Below are 17,638 nucleotides of genomic sequence, written 5' to 3'. Positions count from 1 at the left end.
GAGCGTCCCGGGGAACCGGAGGGCGGCCGTCAGGGCCGGTGTTCCGTGGTGGTGGTCGTCGAGCGGAATGCCCGCCGGTAGGCGGATGGCGTGGTGTCCAGGGTGATCCGCATGTGCTGCCGCAGGTTCGTGCCGCTTCCCAGACCGGTCCTGGCGGCGATGTCGTCGACGGGCAGGTCTGTCGATTCCAGCAGGTGGCGGGCGTGCTTCAAGCGGGCGGAGGTGAACCATTCAGCCGGGGACAGGCCCGTCTCCTGCCGGAACCGCCTGGTGAACGTCCGCACGCTCATGTGGCAGTGCGCGGCGAGGTCTTTGAGGGACAGCCGGCTGTCCAGGCGCTCCGTCATCAGCGTGCGCGCCCCGGCGGTCGACATCCCCGCGTCCTCCGCGACCGGCTGATCGATGTACTGCGCCTGCCCTCCTTCCCTCATGGGCGCGACGACGTTGTACCTGGCCACTTGATTCGCGACCGAGCTGCCGTGGTCTTCCCTGATCACGTGCAGGCACAGATCGATGGCCGCCGCACCGCCGGCGGACGTCAGGACCCCGCGATCGGCGACGTACAGCGGGTTGGTGTCGAGGTCGACCGCCGGGAAGAGGCGTGTGAACCGGTCGGCGTAGCGCCAGTGCGTCGCGGCCCTGCGGCCCTCCAGAAGGCCGGCAGCCGCGAGAACGAATGATCCGGTGCACAGGGACACCATGCGGGCTCGGCGCCGGGCCGCCCGCAACGCCTCCGCGATGCGCGGGTCCAGTACTCCGTCGTCGAGCAGGTCAGGGGAGCGGGTGCCCGCGACGATCACGGTGTCGGCGTGCTCCAGCAGGGACAGGTCCCCTTGGGGCGTGACGCCGTACCCGTTCGCCGTCGGCACCGGAGAGCCGTCCGGCGTGACGGTCCGCACGTGATACGCCGCGCCTCCCGCGCGTGCGGTGACCGTGGCCAGCATCTGGGCCGGGATGCTGAGGTCGAACGCGACCACCGGTGCGATGGCGAGAACCACTACCTGGTGAGGAGCCGCGACAGTCATGGCCCGATAGTTGCACATACTGGCCCTTGGGCCACTTCTGTCGTGGCCGGAGGCCGGAGAAGCTGATGACGTTTCCTTTTCCGCCCTCCCCCCCGAAAGGTGGCGGCCAGTCATGCCCGTCCCCCCTGTCGACTCCGAGATCCAGTCGCTGCTCGAAACGTCCGACGCAGGGGTTTTCCCCTTCTACGACCTGGATTCCGTCCTCGCCGTGCCCGAGCTGTACCGGCCCCTGCGGGAGCGCCCCGATACGCCCGTCGACGACCGCGTGAAGGTTCGGGACCTGTTCATCCCGGGGCCCGGAGGACAACTGCGTCTGCGCGTCTACCGCCCCGCCACGGACGGCGTTCTGCCGGTCGTCCTCTACCTGCACGGCGGCGCCTTCACCTACGGCTCTCCGGAAGCCGAGGAAGAACACGCCCTGCGGTACGCCCTGGACGCCGAAGCCGTCGTCGTCTCCGTCGACTACCGCCTTGCGCCCGAGCACCTCTACCCCGCAGCGGCCGATGACGCCTACGCGGCCCTGACCTGGCTCGCCGGACACGCGGCGCGGGTCGGCGGCGACCCGGAGCGCATCGCCGTCGCGGGAGTGAGCGCCGGCGGGAACATCGCGGCCTCAACTGCCCTGCGCGCCCGCGACCTTGGAGGGCCGAAGGTGATCTTCCAGGTGCTGCTCTACCCCGCGCTGGACAGCGGCATGACGAGTGCCTCGATGCGGGAGAGCACCGCTACGCCGGTCCTCAACCGGGCAGCGACGGAGCTGGCCTGGCGCCACTACACCGGGGGCCACAGCCTCGTGCCCTATGCCTCCCCGGTGCAGGCTGCCGACCTCAGCGGGCTGCCCCCCGCCTTCGTCGTGCTGGCAGAGGCCGACCCGCTGCGCGACGAGGGCCGGCGCTACGCCGAGCGTCTCAGCGCCGCCGGAGTCACCACCGAGCTGATCCAGGTCCCTGGTGCCGTGCACGGATTCGACCTGCTGTTCCCGAAGGCCCGGATCAGCGAGCGCAACCTGGCCGACCAGGGGCGGGCCCTTCGCGAGGCCCTCCACCGGTGAACTCATCGCCGCGTCCGGCCACGCCCTACGCCCCGAAGCGGGTGACGTCCAACTCCCCGTCCGCGTACTGCCTGCGCAGCACCTTCTTGTCGAACTTGCCCACGCTGGTCTTCGGCACCGAAGGGATCAGCGCCCACCGCTCCGGCACCTGCCAGCGCGCGATGCGCTCGCCGAGGAACGCCTTCAGCTCCTCGTACCCGGCCGTCGCGCCATCGGCCAGGACCACGGTGGCCAGCGGGCGTTCGCCCCACTTGTCGTCCGGCACGGCGACCACCGCGGCCTCCGCGACACCCGGGTGGGCCATCAGGTGGTTCTCCAGCTCGACCGACGAGATCCACTCCCCGCCGGACTTGATGACGTCCTTGGCCCGGTCGGTCAGCGTCAGGTAGCCGTTCGGGGTGATGGTGCCGACGTCACCGGTGCGCAGCCAGCCGTCCGGGCTGAACTTGTCTTCGGGGCGCTGCACTTCGCCGTCCGCGCCGCCGAAGTACCCGCCCGCGATCCACGGGCCGCGGACCTCCAGCTCACCGGCGGCTTCGCCGTCCCAGGGCAGCGTCTCGCCGCCGGGCCCGATGAGCCGGGCTTCGACGGACGCGGGGAAGCGGCCCTGGGTGGTGCGGTAGGCCCACTCCTCGTCACCGGTGGCGCCGGCCGGCGGGTGCGCGACGGAGCCGAGCGGGGACGTCTCGGTCATGCCCCAGGCGTGCACGACGCGGATGCCGTGCCGGTCCTCGAAGCCGCGCATCAGGACGGGCGGACAGGCGGAGCCGCCGATGATGACGGTCTTGAGACACGCCACGTCGCGCCGGGTGGCGTCCAGTTCGCCGAGCAGGCCCTGCCAGATGGTGGGCACGGCGGCGCCGATGGTGGGACGTACCGTCTCGATCATCTCGGCGAGCGGGGCGGGCTGGAGGAAGCGGTCCGGCATCAGGAGGGACGCGCCGGCCATGAACGCGGCGTGCGGCAGGCCCCAGGCGTTGACGTGGAACATCGGCACGACCGGCAGCGCGACGTCATGGGAGGCGAGCGCGAACGCCTCGGCGGTGTTGACCTGGAGTGAGTGCAGATAGACCGAACGGTGGCTGTACACCACGCCCTTGGGGTCGCCGGTCGTCCCGGATGTGTAGCAGAGGGCCGCCGCCGCCCGCTCGTCCACCTCGGGCCAGTCGTAGTGCTCGGGGTGTCCGGCGAGCAGTTCCTCGTAGTCGTGCACCCGGGCCCGCGCGCCGTCCAGTACGGAACGGTCGCCAGGTCCCGCGACGACGATGTGCTCCACGGCGGGCAGCCGCGGCAGCAGCGGGGCGAGCAGTGGCAGCAGGGAGCCGTTGACCAGCAGGACGCGGTCCTCGGCGTGGTTGACGATCCACGTCAACTGCTCTGCGGGCAGCCGCAAGTTGAGGGTGTGCAGCACGGCACCCATGGACGGGATGGCGAGATACGCCTCCAGGTGCTCGGCGTTGTTCCACATCAGCGTTCCCGTGGCACTGCCCTCACCCACCCCGAGGCCGCCGAGCGCGTGCGCGAGCTGCGCGGCCCGGCGGCCGACCTCGGCGAACGTGCGCCGGTGCGGGTCCGCTCCGGTCCAGGTGATGACCTCCGACTCGCCATGCACGGTCGAGCCGTGCGTCAGGATTCGCGAGACCGTGAGCGGTACGTCCTGCATCGTGCTGAGCACCGGGTGCCTCCGCTTGTTACGGGCGGGTAGTCGTGTGCTGCGATTCTCAACGCATACCAATTGGTATGTCACGCCCTTGCGATGTGTTCTTCACCGCTTACCGGCGGCAACCGCCCGTCGGCCCGCCCCACGGAGACTACGGGCGCCGCACCTCGAATTGGAAGCACCCGTACTCCAGGGCCCGTACATGCACCACCGCCACCTCCGGCGCGCCGAACGCCGCATCGAGCGCCCGCCCGAAACCGGCCTCGGCGTCGTCCGGGATCTCGAACAGCGCGCCCCCGACGATGCGCCCCGACGCGTCGTAGCGCCGCAGCGTGCGCAGCGCCCCCGGCCGCGCGAAGGGATACCCCCGGCCTTCGGCGGGTCCGGCACAGGGCCCGGCATGAATGAACACCGGCCCCGCCTCGTCATAGGCACCCGGCTCGGCCCCGCTCTCCGCCGCCCAACGGCGCAGCGGCGCGTACGACACGAGCGCGACCCGCTCACCGGCCTCGATACCCCGCAGACAACAGCGCAGCGGACTGCCGACGGAGTCGATCGGCACCCCGTCCTCCCGCGCGGTATACGGCCGCAACGGCCGCCCGGAGTCGTCGAGTTCGCGCAGTTCCTTGAGCGTGGCGGGGGTGATGGGCAGCGGGAGGTAGGCCGTTGTCGTCATGACTCCCAGGGTCGGCGGGCGGGGGGCGGGGTGCTGGCGGGAATCGGACGGGGTGGTGGGTGGGGGGCCGGATGTGCCCGACGGCCAGCGGGAACCGGGAGTCCGCCCGCTCACTCACCCTGAAGGACTCTCCACGCAATAAATGAAAGTACCGGGCGCCCCTATTTGCTATTCCCGTCGCTCATTCGGGAATCATTGCGGAATTATCCATGTCCGGTCTTGCAGATTTGAGTTGGACACGGGCAGTCTGTAGGGGATCTGATTCCCGAGTGTGGGAAATCCGGCCGCCGAAGATGCCCTGCGGCGGACGCATCACGCCGACGTGCCCCCGCACCGGCCGCAGACCGGTACGGGGGCACGTTTCGCGTCGTAACTCCCGGATCAGGCGTCGAACTTGCCACCCTTGACAGCCCCGACGAACGCCGACCACGAACCGGCCGGAACGATCAGAGCCGCCCCCTCCGGACGCTTGGAATCACGCACCGGCAGCACACCCGGGAAGCCCGGCGCCACCTCGACGCAGTTCTGCGTGCCGTTGCTGTAGCTCGACTTCTGCCATCGAGCCGCGCTCAGATCAATCCTGTCCATAGCTCTCCGCTACCTCCCTCATCAGGCGCCGCGACGCCTGCTCGTCGAGTGCCGCTTCCCAGATGCCACGGAACGCACGGTCGTACGCCTGCACCTCGCTCGGCTTGTCCAGGTACAGGCTGCCGGTGAAGCCGTCCGCGTACACGGTCGGTGGTTCCGTCTCCGTCCCGTCGCCCGTCGTCGGGAACCGCAGGACGACGAACGGGCCTGTTGCCAAGCCGTAGTGGGGCCCCGCGCTGAACGGCACGACACGGATCATGACATTCGCCCACCCCGATGCGGCAACCAGGTATTCGCACTGCTTGCGCATGATCTCCGGGCCGCCGGTCGACCGACGCAACGCCGCCTCGCCCAGCACGAGAGAGAGCTGCGGAGGGGCAGTCGGCCGGGTGAGCAGCGTCTGTCGCTCGATGCGAAGCCTTACTCGCCGCTCGACCTCTTCCTCATCCTCGTCGGTCAACACCCGGATGGTGGCCCGCGCATAATCCTCGGTCTGAAGTAGCCCAGGAACGAGATCGCTCTCGTAGGTGGCCAGGCTCGACGCCGCTCCCTCCAGGCCGATGTAGACATCGAAGCCCTCGGGTACGACATCGCCGTACGAGTGCCACCACCCTTTGGCCTTGGTCTCCTTGGCGAGCCCCATCAGGGCCTCGGTGATGTCCGCCGGCGCCCCGTACACCTTGCACATGGTCTCGGCGTCGTGGCTGCGCAGCGAGGTCTGGCCCGTCTCGATGCGCCACATCTTGGCCTCGGACCACTCCAGTTCCCTGGCGGCCGTGCGCACCGTCAGCCTCGCCCGCATCCGTAAGTCACGCAGATAGCGCCCGAGTTGCCGCCTCGGAACCGTGGACCCCGCTGATCGCTCCGGCATCCGCTCCCCTTCCCACACCCATTATGAAGGACTTCCGACACTCCGAATAGAAGCAGTGGCGCGCCCTATTCGCAATGCTCTTAATCAATTTGAGCAATCCATTCGAATTCCCTTTGTGAAGTCTTGCAGGTTTGATCGGGCCAGGTGCAGTCTTGGAAAATCCGAACGATCAGCGCGGCAACACCGAGACGCTTTACCGACTCTGACGTTGCGTCATTTTGGTGTGCGACCTGCGCCCACGAGACAGGAGCCCGGCCCATGACCTCGGAGAATCCACGCAGGGCCGCACGCCGCATTCCGGAATCCGACGGGGTGCTCGACGACCTACGGAAAGCCCTTCACGACGCCGGCGTGACCTTGCCGTCGCTCCGGCTGCATCACTCGACGTGGAGCAGCAGCGATCCTCGGGCACCGGGCCTGATCGAGCTGGGCGGCTGTCCCCTCGACACCGCCCGCCTGCTCACGGCGGCACTCCGGAGGGCCGTCGCATGAGCTACCGCCCCGGCATCTACGTCATCGACCGCCGGTCCGGCAGGCTCGGCCGCGTCATGGGCTGTGAGGGCGCGTACCTCCAACTCCGGCCACCCGGTGGGGGAATCGAATGGGACTGCCCGCCCGACGACACACGGCTGTCCACCGCGCGGGAGCGGCGTGCGGCCGGTATTCGCGCCGACGAGGCGGAGCCGCAGGTGCCGACCTCATGACCCGTCCCGTTCCCGGACCCGCGTTCCTCGCCGGGTGTGCCGTATCGACCTGGCTCGACACCACGCCGCACGCCGAACCCGTTGGGGCCCTGCTGATCGGACACGTACCCGGGCGGCGACGGGGCGAGACCCCGGCGGCCGTCGAGACCGCGCTCCTCGGCATGGCCGACGCCATGGCGCTCCGACCGGCCGCCGAACCGCTGCCCGGCATCGGCGCCCGCCTCCTGATGAACGGCTCTCTGGTGGCCCTCGACTACGGGCACCCGGCCCACGCCCTGCGGCTGCCGCGACCGGAGCCGGGCTGGCTGGACCATGTCGCCCGGGGCGGTCCTGTGCACCTCACGGTCGGGCTCGATCCGCTGCCGCCCGGCGCCGGTCCTGACGCCATCGAGGCGTACCTCCACCGCATCGTCGCCACGGGGCGCGCCCACCGGGGCGTGACCGCGCTCCGGCGGCACCCGGGTGCGGTGCCGTCCCCGCCCACGCCCACATCGTGCGAGGGGTGCGGCACCACCCGCGACGTCGCCGAGACCTACCTGTATTCCGACTCCGGGCCCGGCTGGGAGTTTTCGCTGTGCCAACGGTGCGCCGATGCACCGCCCACGCACCTCTTCCGCGAAGCACAGATCGACCGGTTCCTCACGTGGTCCGAAGGGCTCCGCGAGACGGCCGTCGACGGGTGGGGGGATCCGTGACCCAGTCCGAGTGCCGTCCGCACGGGGGCGGCACTCTTTCGGCCCCGCAGCCTTCACTCGATCAGGACAAGTTCCTTACGGCGCAAGGGATTTGAATGTCCCCCACTGCTACGTTGGAGCAACCGAAGGTGGCAGAGGGGCGGCGTCATGAGCAGGCCATGGGAAGCGGACCCGGTAACGAACTTCAAGAGGCGTCTGGGTAAGTCGGCCCTGGAGCTGGGTGCGACCAACTCCGGCCCTGAATGCCCGGACATCTGGGAGCTGGAGAACGGCGACATCGCCGTGATCGGACGTGACCTCACCACTTCCCTCGGCACCCGTCTGCCGGACGGAGTCTCCATCAGCCTGGACGAACGTCTCGTGGTCATCCCCCGCAGCATGCTCATCGCGGCGAAGACGGACATTCCCAGTGTTTGAGTGCTTCCGTGGCGGCGCGGGTGAGGTCCTCAAGAGGCCGGACTACCTGGAGGACTTCGGCCGGTTCTACGCGAGCGACATCCGTCTTCTCGCCAAGATCGAGCGCGGCCAGACGTTCAAGGAGCAGGGCTCGCCGAGCTGGGACGCATTCGCCACCGGGGACTGGACGGGCGCATTGCGTCTGATCGAGGCCGAACGGGACTCCGTTGCCGCGTACTTCCAGGACGCCGCCCGACGCGGCCTGGCGTTCCGGAGGCTTCGTATCGTCGAATTCCCCGTGACTCCGTACCTCCAGTGGGAGCTGAACTCCTTCCGGCTCCGGTCGGAACTGGGCGAGGAGATCCGGGTACTGGATGCCCGGGAGATCGCGGACCTGGAGCGCGACGGTCCGCTGCCCGAGGTCGTCGTCCTCGGGAATGCGGTGATGTATGCCGTGATCTACGACGAAAAGCTGAAGGGGGCAGGCGCGCGCCGGTTCATCGATCCCGGGCAGATCGCGACGACGGTCGGCGAATTCGAGTCCCTGTACCGCAAGGGCGAGGAGTTCTCGGAGTTCTTCGAGCGGGAGATCGCCCCGCTCGGACCGCCCACAGCCGTCTCGCAGCGCGCCACCGCCTCCGGCGGCTCCCGGATCCACCAGGCCGGAGGCGACCTGCGCAGCACCGAGCGATGAAGGGGCCGACCGAGGGCCGGGCGGAGGACAACGGCCGCGTCTACCAATCCGGCGGTGACCAGCACATCACGGAGCACCACCACCACGGTGATCGGTCCACCGCGTCGGGTACGGCGCCGGACTCCGTACGGCGACCGGCCATAGGGCGCTCTCCGGTGGTCCTGCGCGACCGGGTGGAACTGCTGGAGCGGCTGCGGACCGCCCTCAAGGGCGACGGGGCTCATCAGGTCTACGTCCTGCACGGTCTGGGCGGCTGCGGCAAGACCGCCGTCGCCTCCGAGATCTTCCGCTCCGCGACCGCCGATGGCGGTCGGGCCGGACTGTGGGTCAACGCCTCGGACCTGACCTCACTGCGTGCCGGCATGCTCGCCGTCGCCGCGGACCGCGGGGCGGGCGAAGGTGCGCTCACCGCCGCGCGCAGCGGGCTGCGGGCCGCCGCTGACCTGGTGTGGGACCGACTGGACCGGTCCGACGAGCGATGGCTGCTGGTGATCGACAACGCCGACGATCCGGCCGTCCTGCGCGACGGCAGCTGGCTGCGTACCAGCCCGCGCGGCACCACCCTGGTCACCACCCGGCAGGTTGCCGCGCATTGGTGGCCCGGTGCCGAGCTGCACCATGTGGGTGTGCTGCCGCGGGAGGACGCGGCGCGGGTGCTGTGCGATCTGGCTCCGGAGAGCGGGACCGTGGAGGAGGCTGCCGAGATCGCGGACCGGCTCGGGCGGCTGCCGCTGGCGCTCACCCTCGCGGGCGGCTACCTGGCGCACCAGGTGATCGATCCATGGAGCATGGCGGAGTACGGGCGGGCCCTCGACCGGGGGCCCGAGGTGGACGCCATCGACCTGCTGGACCAAGGGGCCGAGTACGGCAGCGGCCACGACTCACGCCATCTCGCCAGCAGCACCTGGGAACTGTCCCTGGACGCCCTGCGCACCCACGGGCTGCCCGAGGCCACGGCCTTGATCCAGCTGCTCGCCTGCTGGTCCCACGACCCGCTGCCGCTCCACCTGCTGGCCGGTACGGGCATCGGTGCGGTGCTGCCCCGCACCCGGGTGGAGTTGGCGCTCCGTGGACTGCTCGACCACTCGCTGACCCGCCTCGTACCCGGTCCGTCCCGCTGTGTGCGCACCCACGGGGTACTGCTCGACAGCATCGCCCGAGGCACCCCGGCAGATCAGCGTGACGCGCTTGTCGGCGCTGCCGCCGAGCTGCTCGGCACGGTGCTGCCCGACGTGACGCAGCCGTGGACGCGTGAGGACCCGCCGCTCACTCCGTTCGCGCCGCACACCCGGGCGTTGCTGCGCCGGGCGGCCCAGTGGACCGAGGTCGGTCCGGCGACCGTGACGCGCATGCTGGACTGCGCGTTGCGGCTCGTGGTGGCCCTGCACCGGGCGGGCGACTACGCGTCCGCGCTATCGGTGGCGCAGGACGCGGTCGCGCGCGGGACACGGTTGCTGGACGCGAGCCACCCTGCGGTGATCGCGATCCGTCAACGGGTCGGGCGGGCTCTCTACCGGCTCGGACGGTACGAGGAAGCGGAGGCGGCCCATCGCCTCGTCCTCGCGGACTGCACCGCCACGTTCGGCGCGGATGCCATCGAAACGCTGGAGAGCTGCGTGGGGTTGTCCCCGGTGCTTTCCTGGGGGCTCGATCAGAAGGCCGAGGCGGTGTCGCTGTTGCGACGGGCCGTCGAGGGGCGGACCGCCGCGCTGGGCGCGGCCCATCCGTCGACGCTCATCGCGCGGACATACCTGCTGGAGTTCACGGCCGACCCGGATGCGGCCCCGGCCACCGGACCCGAGCTGCTGGCGGACTGCCGCAGCGTGGTCGGCCCCGGGCACCCGATCACCTTGGCCGCCGAGCTCAACCACGGCTTCGCCTTGATCACCACCGGCCATCAGCGCCGGGCCCTGCCCCTCGTCCGTGGCGTGGTTGCCGCCTTCGAGCGCGCCTACGGCCCTGACCACCCCAAGACTCTCGCCGCCCGCTCCTTGCTGAGCCGAGTTCTCGGTGAGCTCAGCCTGCTCGAAGAGGCGGTGGAGCAAGCCGAGTTGGTTGCTGATGCGCGGGCGAGCGTGCTCGGGCCCGAACACCCGTGGACCGTGTGGTCGCTGGAGCGGCTCGCGGAGCGGCGGCGGGCGGGCCGGGCAGGGTCTTGACGGACTGTCAAGGTTTCGGCCGACCCTGCACCCCCCGCGCCGCCTGGAGAACCAGGACCGACAGGTCATCCTCGACGGGGCCGGGGCCGAAGTCGTGGGCGGCGCGGCGTACGTGTTCGGCGAGGGCCTTGGCGCCGAGGCCGGTGCCTTCGGCGAGGATCGCGGCGAGGCCGTCGTTGTCGTCCAACTGCCAGCTGCCGCAGCGGCGTTCGGTGACTCCGTCGGTGACGCACAGCAGGGTTTCGCCGGGGGCGAGGCGGAAGGGGGTGGGGTGGAAGGTGGCGCCCTCGTCGATGCCGAGCAGCATCTGGGGCTCGGAGACCGGTTCGACGGTGCCGTCGTCGCGCAGCTGCAACGGGAGCGGATGGCCGGCGCTGGCGACCGTGCCGTGGGCGCCCGGGGTGCCGGGGGCGAGGGTCAACTCGCCGTAGAGCATGCTCAGGAAGCGCGGCCTGGCCTGCTCGCCGCCGGCCTCCACGGCCTCCGCGCTCTCCTCCGACATGGCCGTGTTGAGCCGGCCGAGCACCGACTCGACACCCTGCCCCTCGCGGGCCAGCAGCCGCACCAGGTGGCGGGCCAGGCCGGTGACGGACATCGCCTCGGGGTCCTTGCCCTGGACGTCGCCGAGGAGGAAGCCCCAACGGCGGGCGCCCATCGGGAAGATGTCGTAGAAGTCGCCGCCCACGGTCTGGCCCTGGCCGTGCGGTTCGTAGACGACGGCGGTGTCGACGCCGGGGATGCTGGCGAGCGTCGTGGGCAGCTGGCGGCGCTGGAGGGCCCTGCTGATCGTGGTCTGCCGGGTGTACTGGCGGGCGGTGTCCACGGCCTGTGCGACCCGCCGGGCGACGTCCTCCACCATCCGCGCGACGTTGTCGGTCATCTGGAGCTGACCTGCCCGGCCGAGCAGCAGGACGCCCTGCGGGGTGTCGCGGGAGAGGAGGGGGAAGGCCAGCGCCGAGCCGCCCGCCCGGCCGCCGCCCGCGCTCTCCGGCCAGGGCCAGGCGGTGCCTGCGGTGCGCACGACGGTGGACGGCGGCTCGCGCTCCAGCTCGGCGCGGAGCGCGTGCAGGCGCTGCTCGTCGGCGTGCCAGACGCGGGACAGGTGCAGGCCCCTGCTCTCGGTGCTCAGCCAGATGCCGCACCAGTCGGCAAGGCGTGGGACCAGCAGCTGCGCGGCGAGCGCGGTGACCATGTCCTGGTCGAGCTGGCCGGCCAGCAGCTCGCTGGTCTCGGCGAGGAACGAGGGGCCGCCGCGGTCGGCCCACTCGGCGGCGTGGCCGCGGAGCGGGGACGGGCGGCGGGTGAGGGAGGGGCTGAGGGGGGCCATGCGGACGGCGGCGGCGCGGGGGCGGTCGGGCGGGGCGGGGTCCGGGCCGGTGGCGGAGGCCAGGCCGGTGGCGGGGTCCGGTTCCTCTACGGGGGCGGGGCCGGCTGCTCCCTCCAGCACAACGGGGCCGTCTTCAGGCGGTGGCGGCTGGTGGATTTCGGGGGCCTGAGGGTGGTCGCCGGGTGGTGCGTCGGGCGGCGCTGGGCGGTCCTCCGGGGCCGGAGGGACGTCGTGGGCCGGAGGGCGGTCGTCGGGCGGCATCGGGCGGTCGTCCGGGGCCATCAGCTGGAACCACACCGTCTTCTCCGTGCGGCGGTAGGTCACGCCCCAGGATTCGGAGAGCGCGCCGACCAGTTGCAGGCCGTAGCCGGGCGGCCCGCGGCGTACGTCCACGCCGCCGTGCACGGCGCGGGCGGGGTGCCGGTCGACGACCTCGACGACCACGCACGCGGCGTCCGGGCCGTCGTCCCCGGCGCCCTGGGCCCTGCGCGGGCCGCGCTCCAGGCGGCAGCTGACGTCGATCTCGGTGCCCGCGTACATGACGGCGTTGGTGACCAGTTCGCTGACGAGGAGCACCGCGTCGTCGATGAGGGGGTCGGTGAGGCCGGCCGCGAACGATGCCGCCGCGGGGGCTTCCGGCGGCGGGCCGCCGACCAGTGCGGCGCGGACGAAGCGGCGGGCGGCAGCCGGCGCGAGCTGGTTCGCCGGGAGGCCCTTCCGGGACACGGAGGCGGATGTGTGAGGGGAAGGAGATCCCACTGCACCCCCTGGTGCGCCTGGGCAGCACGATTTGCAAGCCCTTTATACTATGACATATACGCCCAAACGGATCATTGGGGGGATGGTGCGCCATGGCACACGACCCGGCCAGGCCCGAATCCGCCGCGTCCCCCCAGGAGCCGGTCCCGCCGGGGGACGCCCGGGAGCCGTACGCCCCGGCGGCGGGCGGCCCGTGGGTGCGCGCCCAGGAGCTGCGCCCGTTGCTGGCGGCGCTGCGCGCGCTGTGCGACGGCGACTTCACGGCCCGGGTGCCGGCGGGCTCCGACGACGCCCCGGACGGCGTGCTGGCCGACCTGGCCGGGGCGTTCCACCAGCTCGTCGCCCGCAACGCGCACCTGTCGGGCGAGCTCCAGCGGCTGCGGCACGAGATCGTCCGCGAGGGCCGGCTGGACGAGCGGATCGGCCCGAGCCCGGGGCAGGGCGGCTGGGCGGCGAACGTCGACTGCGCCAATACGGTCCTCGACGCGCTGGTGGATCCGGTCGCCAAGGCCACCCGGGTGCTGGACGCGGTGGCGGACGGCGACCTGACCCAGCACGTCGATCTGCACGACGGCACCCGCAGGCTCCGCGGCGACCTGCGGCACCTCGGCAGCGGCGTGAACCGCATGGTCGACCAGCTCTCGCTGTTCACCGGCGAGGTGACCCGGGTCGCCCGCGAGGTCGGCACCGAAGGGCGGCTCGGCGGCCGGGCGAAGCCGCAGGGTCTGAAGGGCGACTGGCTCCACGTGACCGAGGCGGTCAACACCATGGCGTCGCGGCTGACCGCTCAGGTCCGTGACATCGCGGTGGTGACGACGGCGGTGGCGCGCGGTGACCTGACCCAGCAGGTGACGGTCGAGGCCACCGGCGAGCTGCTGGAGCTGAAGCTCACCGTCAACACCATGGTCGACCAGCTGCGGGCGTTCGCCGACGAGGTCACCCGGGTCGCCCGCGAGGTCGGCACCGAAGGCAGGCTCGGCGGCCGGGCGCAGGTCAGGGACGTGTCCGGGGTCTGGAAGGACCTCACCGACAACGTCAACTTCATGGCGTCCAACCTGACCTCCCAGGTCCGCAACATCGCCCAGGTGACCACCGCCGTCGCCAACGGCGACCTGAGCCAGAAGATCACGGTGGACGCGCAGGGCGAGATCCTGGAGCTGAAGTCGACGATCAACACCATGGTCGGCCAGCTCTCCGCCTTCGCCGACGAGGTCACCCGCGTCGCCCGCGAGGTCGGCACCGAGGGCAGGCTCGGCGGCCGGGCGCAGGTCAGGGGCGTCTCCGGGGTGTGGAAGGACCTGACGGAGAGCGTCAACTTCATGGCGGACAACCTGACCTCGCAGGTCCGCAACATCGCCCAGGTCGCCACCGCCGTCGCCGAGGGCGACCTGTCCAAGAAGATCGCGGTGGAGGCGAAGGGCGAGATCCTGGAGCTGAAGTCGACCATCAACACCATGGTCAGCCAGCTCTCCGCCTTCGCCGACGAGGTCACCCGCGTCGCCCGCGAGGTCGGAACGGAAGGAAATCTGGGCGGGCAGGCGCAGGTCCGCGGGGCGTCCGGGGTCTGGAAGGACCTGACCGACAACGTCAACTCCATGGCGCTGAACCTGACTTCGCAGGTCCGCAACATCGCCCAGGTGACCACCGCCGTCGCCAACGGCGACCTGTCCAAGAAGATCGACGTGGACGCCCGCGGCGAGATCCTGGAGCTGAAGGACACCGTCAACACGATGGTGCAGCAGCTGCGGGCATTCGCCGACGAGGTGACCCGGGTCGCCCGCGAGGTCGGCACCGAGGGCCAACTCGGCGGCCAGGCCCAGGTGCACGGGGTCTCCGGGGTCTGGAAGGCGCTCACCGACAACGTCAACTTCATGGCGTCCAACCTGACCTCGCAGGTCCGCAACATCGCCCAGGTCGCCACCGCCGTCGCCGACGGCGACCTGTCCAAGAAGATCGACGTGGACGCCCGCGGCGAGATCCTGGAGCTGAAGACCACTCTCAACACGATGGTCGACACCCTCTCGTCGTTCTCGTCCGAGGTGACCCGGGTCGCCCGCGAGGTCGGCAGCGAGGGGCAGTTGGGCGGCCAGGCGCGCGTCGAGGGTGTCTACGGCACCTGGAAGAAGCTGACCACCAGCGTCAACGAGCTGGCGCTCAACCTCACCACCCAGGTGCGGGCCATCGCCGAGGTCGCCAGCGCCGTCACCCAGGGCGACATGTCCGGGTCCATCTCGGTGGAGGCACAGGGCGAGGTCGCCGCGCTGAAGAACAACATCAACCTCATGGTCGCCAACCTCCGCGAGACCACCCGCGCCAAGGACTGGCTGGAATCCAACCTCACGCGCATCGCGGGCCTCATGCAGGGCCACCGTGATCTCGTCGAGGTCGCCGACCTGATCCTGCGCGAGCTGACGCCGCTGGTCAACGCCCAGTTCGGCGCCTTCTTCCTGGCCGAGGCGGGCGCCGAGCCCGGCGAGGGCCTGGAGTTCATCGCCGGTTACGGCACCGGCAGGGCCGAGGTGTGGCACGAACTGCCCAGCCGCGGCGCCCCGGGCTGGGGCCTGGTCACCGAGGCGGCGACGGAGAAGCGGCGCGTCCTGGTCGAGGCCGTCCCCGCTGACTACATCACCATCAGCTCAGGGCTCGGCGCCGCGCCGCCCGCCAGCATCGTCATCCTGCCGGTGCTCTTCGAGGACCAGGTGCTCGGCGTCATCGAGCTGGCGTCGCTCAGCCGGTTCAGCGAGGTGCACCTCGCCTTCATCGACCAGTTCGTGAGCACCATCGGCGTCTCCGTCAACACCATCATCGCCAACTCCCGTACCGAAGCGCTGCTTTCGGAGTCCCAGCGGCTGACATCCGAGCTGCGCCGGCGCTCCGACGAACTCCAGCTGACCAACGCGGAGCTGGAGGAGAAGGCGGCGCTGCTCGCCACCTCGTCGCAGTACAAGTCCGAGTTCCTGGCGAACATGTCGCACGAGCTGCGCACCCCGCTCAACTCGCTGCTGGTGATGGCCAGGCTGCTGGCCGACAACCCCGACGGCCGGCTCTCCGCCCAGGAGGTCGAGTTCGCCCACACCATCCACCGCTCGGGCTCCGACCTGCTCCAGCTGATCAACGACATCCTCGACCTGGCGAAGATCGAGGCCGGCCGGATGGACGTGCACCCCAAGGCGCTGCCGATGGTGAAGCTGCTCGACTACGTACGGGCGACGTTCCGGCCGCTCGCCGTCGACCGGGGGCTGAGCTTCGGGACCGAGGTCGACGACGACGTGCCCGACGAGCTGTTCTCCGACGAGCAGCGGCTCCAGCAGATCCTGCGCAACCTCCTGTCCAACGCCCTGAAGTTCACCTCGTCGGGCGGCGTCGCCCTGCACGTCACCCGGGCACCGGCGGGCACGTTCGACGACGGGCCGCTGCACACCGCGGAATCCGTCGTCGCGTTCGCCGTCAAGGACACCGGGGTCGGCATCCCCGCGGAGAAACTCGGGTCGATCTTCGAGGCGTTCCAGCAGGCCGACGGCACCACCAACCGCAAATACGGCGGCACCGGACTCGGCCTGTCCATCAGCCGGGACATGGCGAGCCTGCTCGGCGGCCGGATCACCGCCGAGAGCGAGCCCGGCGTCGGCTCCGTCTTCACCCTCTACGTGCCGGCGCGCTACAGCGGCCCGTCCGCCGCCCCCGACCTCGCGCCACCGGCGCACGCCGCCGCGCCCACACCCACCGGGCTTCCGACGCCGCCCGCCGGCCTCCCCGCCCCTCCCGAACGGCCGCCGGAACCCACGGCCGATGAGGACACCGAAGCTCCCACGGTGGCCGCCCCGCCGCCCGCCGACACCCCGGTCACCGGCGGCGCGGACGTCACCTGGCCCGAGACCACCCGCCTCAAGGACTGGCTCAGCGGCCGTCCTGGCGAGGTGCTGGCCAACCGCCGGATCCTCATCGTCGACGACGACATCCGCAACGTCTTCGCCCTGACACACGTCCTGGGCCGGGTCGGCATCAGCGTGAAGTACGCGGAGAACGGCCGCGAGGGCCTGGAGGTGCTGGACCGGACACCCGACGTGTGCCTGGTGCTGCTGGACATCATGATGCCGGAGATGGACGGCTACGAGATGATCCAGGCGCTGCGCAAGGCCCCGCGCTACGCGGACCTGCCGGTCATCGCGCTCACCGCGAAGGCCATGCCGGGCGACCGCGAACGGGCCATCGAGAGCGGCGCCGACGACTACGTGCCCAAGCCGGTCGACGTGGACCGGCTGCTGTCGGTCGTCTACCGCCTCCTGGACCCGCGGCACGGCGCCCGGCCGGCGACGCCCCGGCCGCCGGACACGGGCGCGGACCCGTCGGCCACCCGGCCCGACCCCCCGGAGCAGCCGTCATGACGCAGACACCGGACACCGCCACGCTCCTCATCGTCGACGACATGGAGGAGAACCTCGTCGCACTCGAAGCCGTGCTCGGCCCGCTCGCGCGGGTCGTCCGCGCGCACTCCGGCGAGGAGGCCCTGAAGGCGATGCTGCGCCAGGAGTTCGCGGTGGTGCTGATCGACGTCCTGATGCCCGGCATGAACGGATTCGAGACCGCCGCCAACATCAAGGGGCTCGACCAGACCAAGGACGTACCGGTCATCCTGCTGACCGGCGCCGAGGTCGACCCGAACTACGCCTACCGCGGCTACACCGTGGGCGCCGCCGACTTCCTGATCAAGCCGTTCGACCCCTGGCTGCTGCGCACCAAGGTCAACGTGTTCCTCGACCTGTACCGAAAGAACCGCCAACTGGCCGCCCAGTCCGAGCAGTTGCGCCGCCTGCTGACCGCGGACGGCCCCGACAGGGAGCTGGATGCCACCCGCCTGGCCGAGATCGTCGCCCAGCTCGCGGAGGTGGAAGTGCTGCTGCGGGACGCCGAGGGCGGCGAGGGCGGCGAACCGGCCGGCCTCGCGGACCGCGTCGCCGAGATCGAACGCGCCGTCGGCAGGCTGCTGGTCAACCGCGGCACCTGACCCCCCGGCGCACGCCGCACGGCACCCC

General features: G+C 71.1%; 15 protein-coding genes. 9 read left to right on the top strand and 6 right to left on the bottom strand.

The window, feature by feature from the left end:
- Nucleotides 1-29: 29 nt before the first annotated feature.
- The gene (locus tag ACGFNI_RS17395; RefSeq protein ID WP_393684605.1) at nucleotides 30-1,025 is read right to left on the bottom strand and encodes a GlxA family transcriptional regulator; all 996 of its coding nucleotides are present in this window, start codon (nucleotides 1,023-1,025) and stop codon (nucleotides 30-32) included.
- 112 nt (nucleotides 1,026-1,137) lie between these two features.
- Between ACGFNI_RS17395 and ACGFNI_RS17390 the strand changes: the two genes are divergently transcribed.
- Nucleotides 1,138-2,076, top strand: coding sequence for an alpha/beta hydrolase (locus tag ACGFNI_RS17390; protein WP_393684603.1), 939 nt, complete (start codon nucleotides 1,138-1,140; stop codon nucleotides 2,074-2,076).
- A gap of 25 nt (nucleotides 2,077-2,101) precedes the next feature.
- On the opposite strand, the gene ACGFNI_RS17385 is transcribed toward ACGFNI_RS17390, so the two are convergent.
- From ACGFNI_RS17385 to ACGFNI_RS17370, 4 genes are all read right to left on the bottom strand, one after another.
- Entirely contained in the window at nucleotides 2,102-3,751 is a 1,650-nt protein-coding gene (locus tag ACGFNI_RS17385) for a long-chain fatty acid--CoA ligase (RefSeq protein WP_393684602.1), read from the bottom strand.
- A gap of 136 nt (nucleotides 3,752-3,887) precedes the next feature.
- Nucleotides 3,888-4,412 (bottom strand): DUF1203 domain-containing protein, encoded by a 525-nt coding sequence (locus ACGFNI_RS17380; RefSeq protein ID WP_393684600.1) that lies wholly within the window; start codon nucleotides 4,410-4,412, stop codon nucleotides 3,888-3,890.
- Nucleotides 4,413-4,793: 381 nt separating this feature from the next.
- The gene (locus ACGFNI_RS17375) at nucleotides 4,794-5,000 is read right to left on the bottom strand and encodes a DUF397 domain-containing protein (protein WP_393684598.1); all 207 of its coding nucleotides are present in this window, start codon (nucleotides 4,998-5,000) and stop codon (nucleotides 4,794-4,796) included.
- The gene (locus tag ACGFNI_RS17370; RefSeq protein WP_393684597.1) at nucleotides 4,987-5,871 is read right to left on the bottom strand and encodes a helix-turn-helix domain-containing protein; all 885 of its coding nucleotides are present in this window, start codon (nucleotides 5,869-5,871) and stop codon (nucleotides 4,987-4,989) included. Before ACGFNI_RS17370 ends, ACGFNI_RS17375 begins: the two co-directional genes overlap by 14 nt.
- A 258-nt stretch (nucleotides 5,872-6,129) precedes the next feature.
- Here ACGFNI_RS17370 and ACGFNI_RS17365 point away from each other — a divergent pair, with 258 nt between their 5' ends.
- The 6 genes from ACGFNI_RS17365 to ACGFNI_RS17340 all read left to right on the top strand — a co-directional run bounded on the left by ACGFNI_RS17365 (nucleotide 6,130) and on the right by ACGFNI_RS17340 (nucleotide 10,519).
- Nucleotides 6,130-6,363 (top strand): hypothetical protein, encoded by a 234-nt coding sequence (locus tag ACGFNI_RS17365; protein WP_393684595.1) that lies wholly within the window; start codon nucleotides 6,130-6,132, stop codon nucleotides 6,361-6,363.
- Complete coding sequence (locus ACGFNI_RS17360) at nucleotides 6,360-6,575, top strand: hypothetical protein (protein ID WP_393684593.1); 216 nt, start codon at nucleotides 6,360-6,362, stop codon at nucleotides 6,573-6,575. Before ACGFNI_RS17365 ends, ACGFNI_RS17360 begins: the two co-directional genes overlap by 4 nt.
- The gene (locus ACGFNI_RS17355) at nucleotides 6,572-7,270 is read left to right on the top strand and encodes a hypothetical protein (protein ID WP_393684592.1); all 699 of its coding nucleotides are present in this window, start codon (nucleotides 6,572-6,574) and stop codon (nucleotides 7,268-7,270) included. Before ACGFNI_RS17360 ends, ACGFNI_RS17355 begins: the two co-directional genes overlap by 4 nt.
- Before the next feature lie 147 nt (nucleotides 7,271-7,417).
- Complete coding sequence (locus tag ACGFNI_RS17350; protein WP_393684590.1) at nucleotides 7,418-7,687, top strand: hypothetical protein; 270 nt, start codon at nucleotides 7,418-7,420, stop codon at nucleotides 7,685-7,687.
- Entirely contained in the window at nucleotides 7,680-8,360 is a 681-nt protein-coding gene (locus ACGFNI_RS17345; RefSeq protein WP_393684588.1) for a DUF6879 family protein, read from the top strand. Before ACGFNI_RS17350 ends, ACGFNI_RS17345 begins: the two co-directional genes overlap by 8 nt.
- The gene (locus ACGFNI_RS17340) at nucleotides 8,357-10,519 is read left to right on the top strand and encodes a tetratricopeptide repeat protein (protein ID WP_393684587.1); all 2,163 of its coding nucleotides are present in this window, start codon (nucleotides 8,357-8,359) and stop codon (nucleotides 10,517-10,519) included. The genes ACGFNI_RS17345 and ACGFNI_RS17340 overlap by 4 nt, the downstream gene beginning before the upstream one ends.
- A gap of 7 nt (nucleotides 10,520-10,526) precedes the next feature.
- On the opposite strand, the gene ACGFNI_RS17335 is transcribed toward ACGFNI_RS17340, so the two are convergent.
- Nucleotides 10,527-12,572 carry a SpoIIE family protein phosphatase gene (locus ACGFNI_RS17335; protein ID WP_393684585.1) on the bottom strand — a complete coding sequence of 682 codons (2,046 nt, stop codon included), beginning with the start codon at nucleotides 12,570-12,572 and terminating at the stop codon, nucleotides 10,527-10,529.
- 125 nt (nucleotides 12,573-12,697) lie between these two features.
- On the opposite strand from ACGFNI_RS17335, the gene ACGFNI_RS17330 reads away from it, so the two are divergent.
- Both ACGFNI_RS17330 and ACGFNI_RS17325 read left to right on the top strand, forming a co-directional pair.
- On the top strand, nucleotides 12,698-16,990 hold the full coding sequence (locus ACGFNI_RS17330) for a HAMP domain-containing protein (protein ID WP_393684584.1): 4,293 nt from the start codon (nucleotides 12,698-12,700) through the stop codon (nucleotides 16,988-16,990).
- Complete coding sequence (locus ACGFNI_RS17325; protein WP_393684582.1) at nucleotides 16,987-17,610, top strand: two-component system response regulator; 624 nt, start codon at nucleotides 16,987-16,989, stop codon at nucleotides 17,608-17,610. Before ACGFNI_RS17330 ends, ACGFNI_RS17325 begins: the two co-directional genes overlap by 4 nt.
- Nucleotides 17,611-17,638 lie beyond the last annotated feature (28 nt).

Source organism: Streptomyces sp. NPDC048644, assembly GCF_043199105.1.
GTDB lineage: Bacteria > Actinomycetota > Actinomycetes > Streptomycetales > Streptomycetaceae > Streptomyces.
This window is presented reverse-complemented; position numbering and strand designations above follow the sequence as displayed.

What these genes read in the sequence shown, in the direction of transcription:
- ACGFNI_RS17395 (WP_393684605.1), bottom strand. Translation starts at nt 1,025, where the DNA reads ATGACTGTCGCGGCTCCTCACCAGGTAGTGGTTCTCGCCATCGCACCG.
- ACGFNI_RS17390 (WP_393684603.1), top strand. Translation starts at nt 1,138, where the DNA reads ATGCCCGTCCCCCCTGTCGACTCCGAGATCCAGTCGCTGCTCGAAACG.
- ACGFNI_RS17380 (WP_393684600.1), bottom strand. Translation starts at nt 4,412, where the DNA reads ATGACGACAACGGCCTACCTCCCGCTGCCCATCACCCCCGCCACGCTC.
- ACGFNI_RS17375 (WP_393684598.1), bottom strand. Translation starts at nt 5,000, where the DNA reads ATGGACAGGATTGATCTGAGCGCGGCTCGATGGCAGAAGTCGAGCTAC.
- ACGFNI_RS17370 (WP_393684597.1), bottom strand. Translation starts at nt 5,871, where the DNA reads ATGCCGGAGCGATCAGCGGGGTCCACGGTTCCGAGGCGGCAACTCGGG.
- ACGFNI_RS17365 (WP_393684595.1), top strand. Translation starts at nt 6,130, where the DNA reads ATGACCTCGGAGAATCCACGCAGGGCCGCACGCCGCATTCCGGAATCC.
- ACGFNI_RS17360 (WP_393684593.1), top strand. Translation starts at nt 6,360, where the DNA reads ATGAGCTACCGCCCCGGCATCTACGTCATCGACCGCCGGTCCGGCAGG.
- ACGFNI_RS17355 (WP_393684592.1), top strand. Translation starts at nt 6,572, where the DNA reads ATGACCCGTCCCGTTCCCGGACCCGCGTTCCTCGCCGGGTGTGCCGTA.
- ACGFNI_RS17350 (WP_393684590.1), top strand. Translation starts at nt 7,418, where the DNA reads ATGAGCAGGCCATGGGAAGCGGACCCGGTAACGAACTTCAAGAGGCGT.
- ACGFNI_RS17340 (WP_393684587.1), top strand. Translation starts at nt 8,357, where the DNA reads ATGAAGGGGCCGACCGAGGGCCGGGCGGAGGACAACGGCCGCGTCTAC.
- ACGFNI_RS17330 (WP_393684584.1), top strand. Translation starts at nt 12,698, where the DNA reads ATGGCACACGACCCGGCCAGGCCCGAATCCGCCGCGTCCCCCCAGGAG.
- ACGFNI_RS17325 (WP_393684582.1), top strand. Translation starts at nt 16,987, where the DNA reads ATGACGCAGACACCGGACACCGCCACGCTCCTCATCGTCGACGACATG.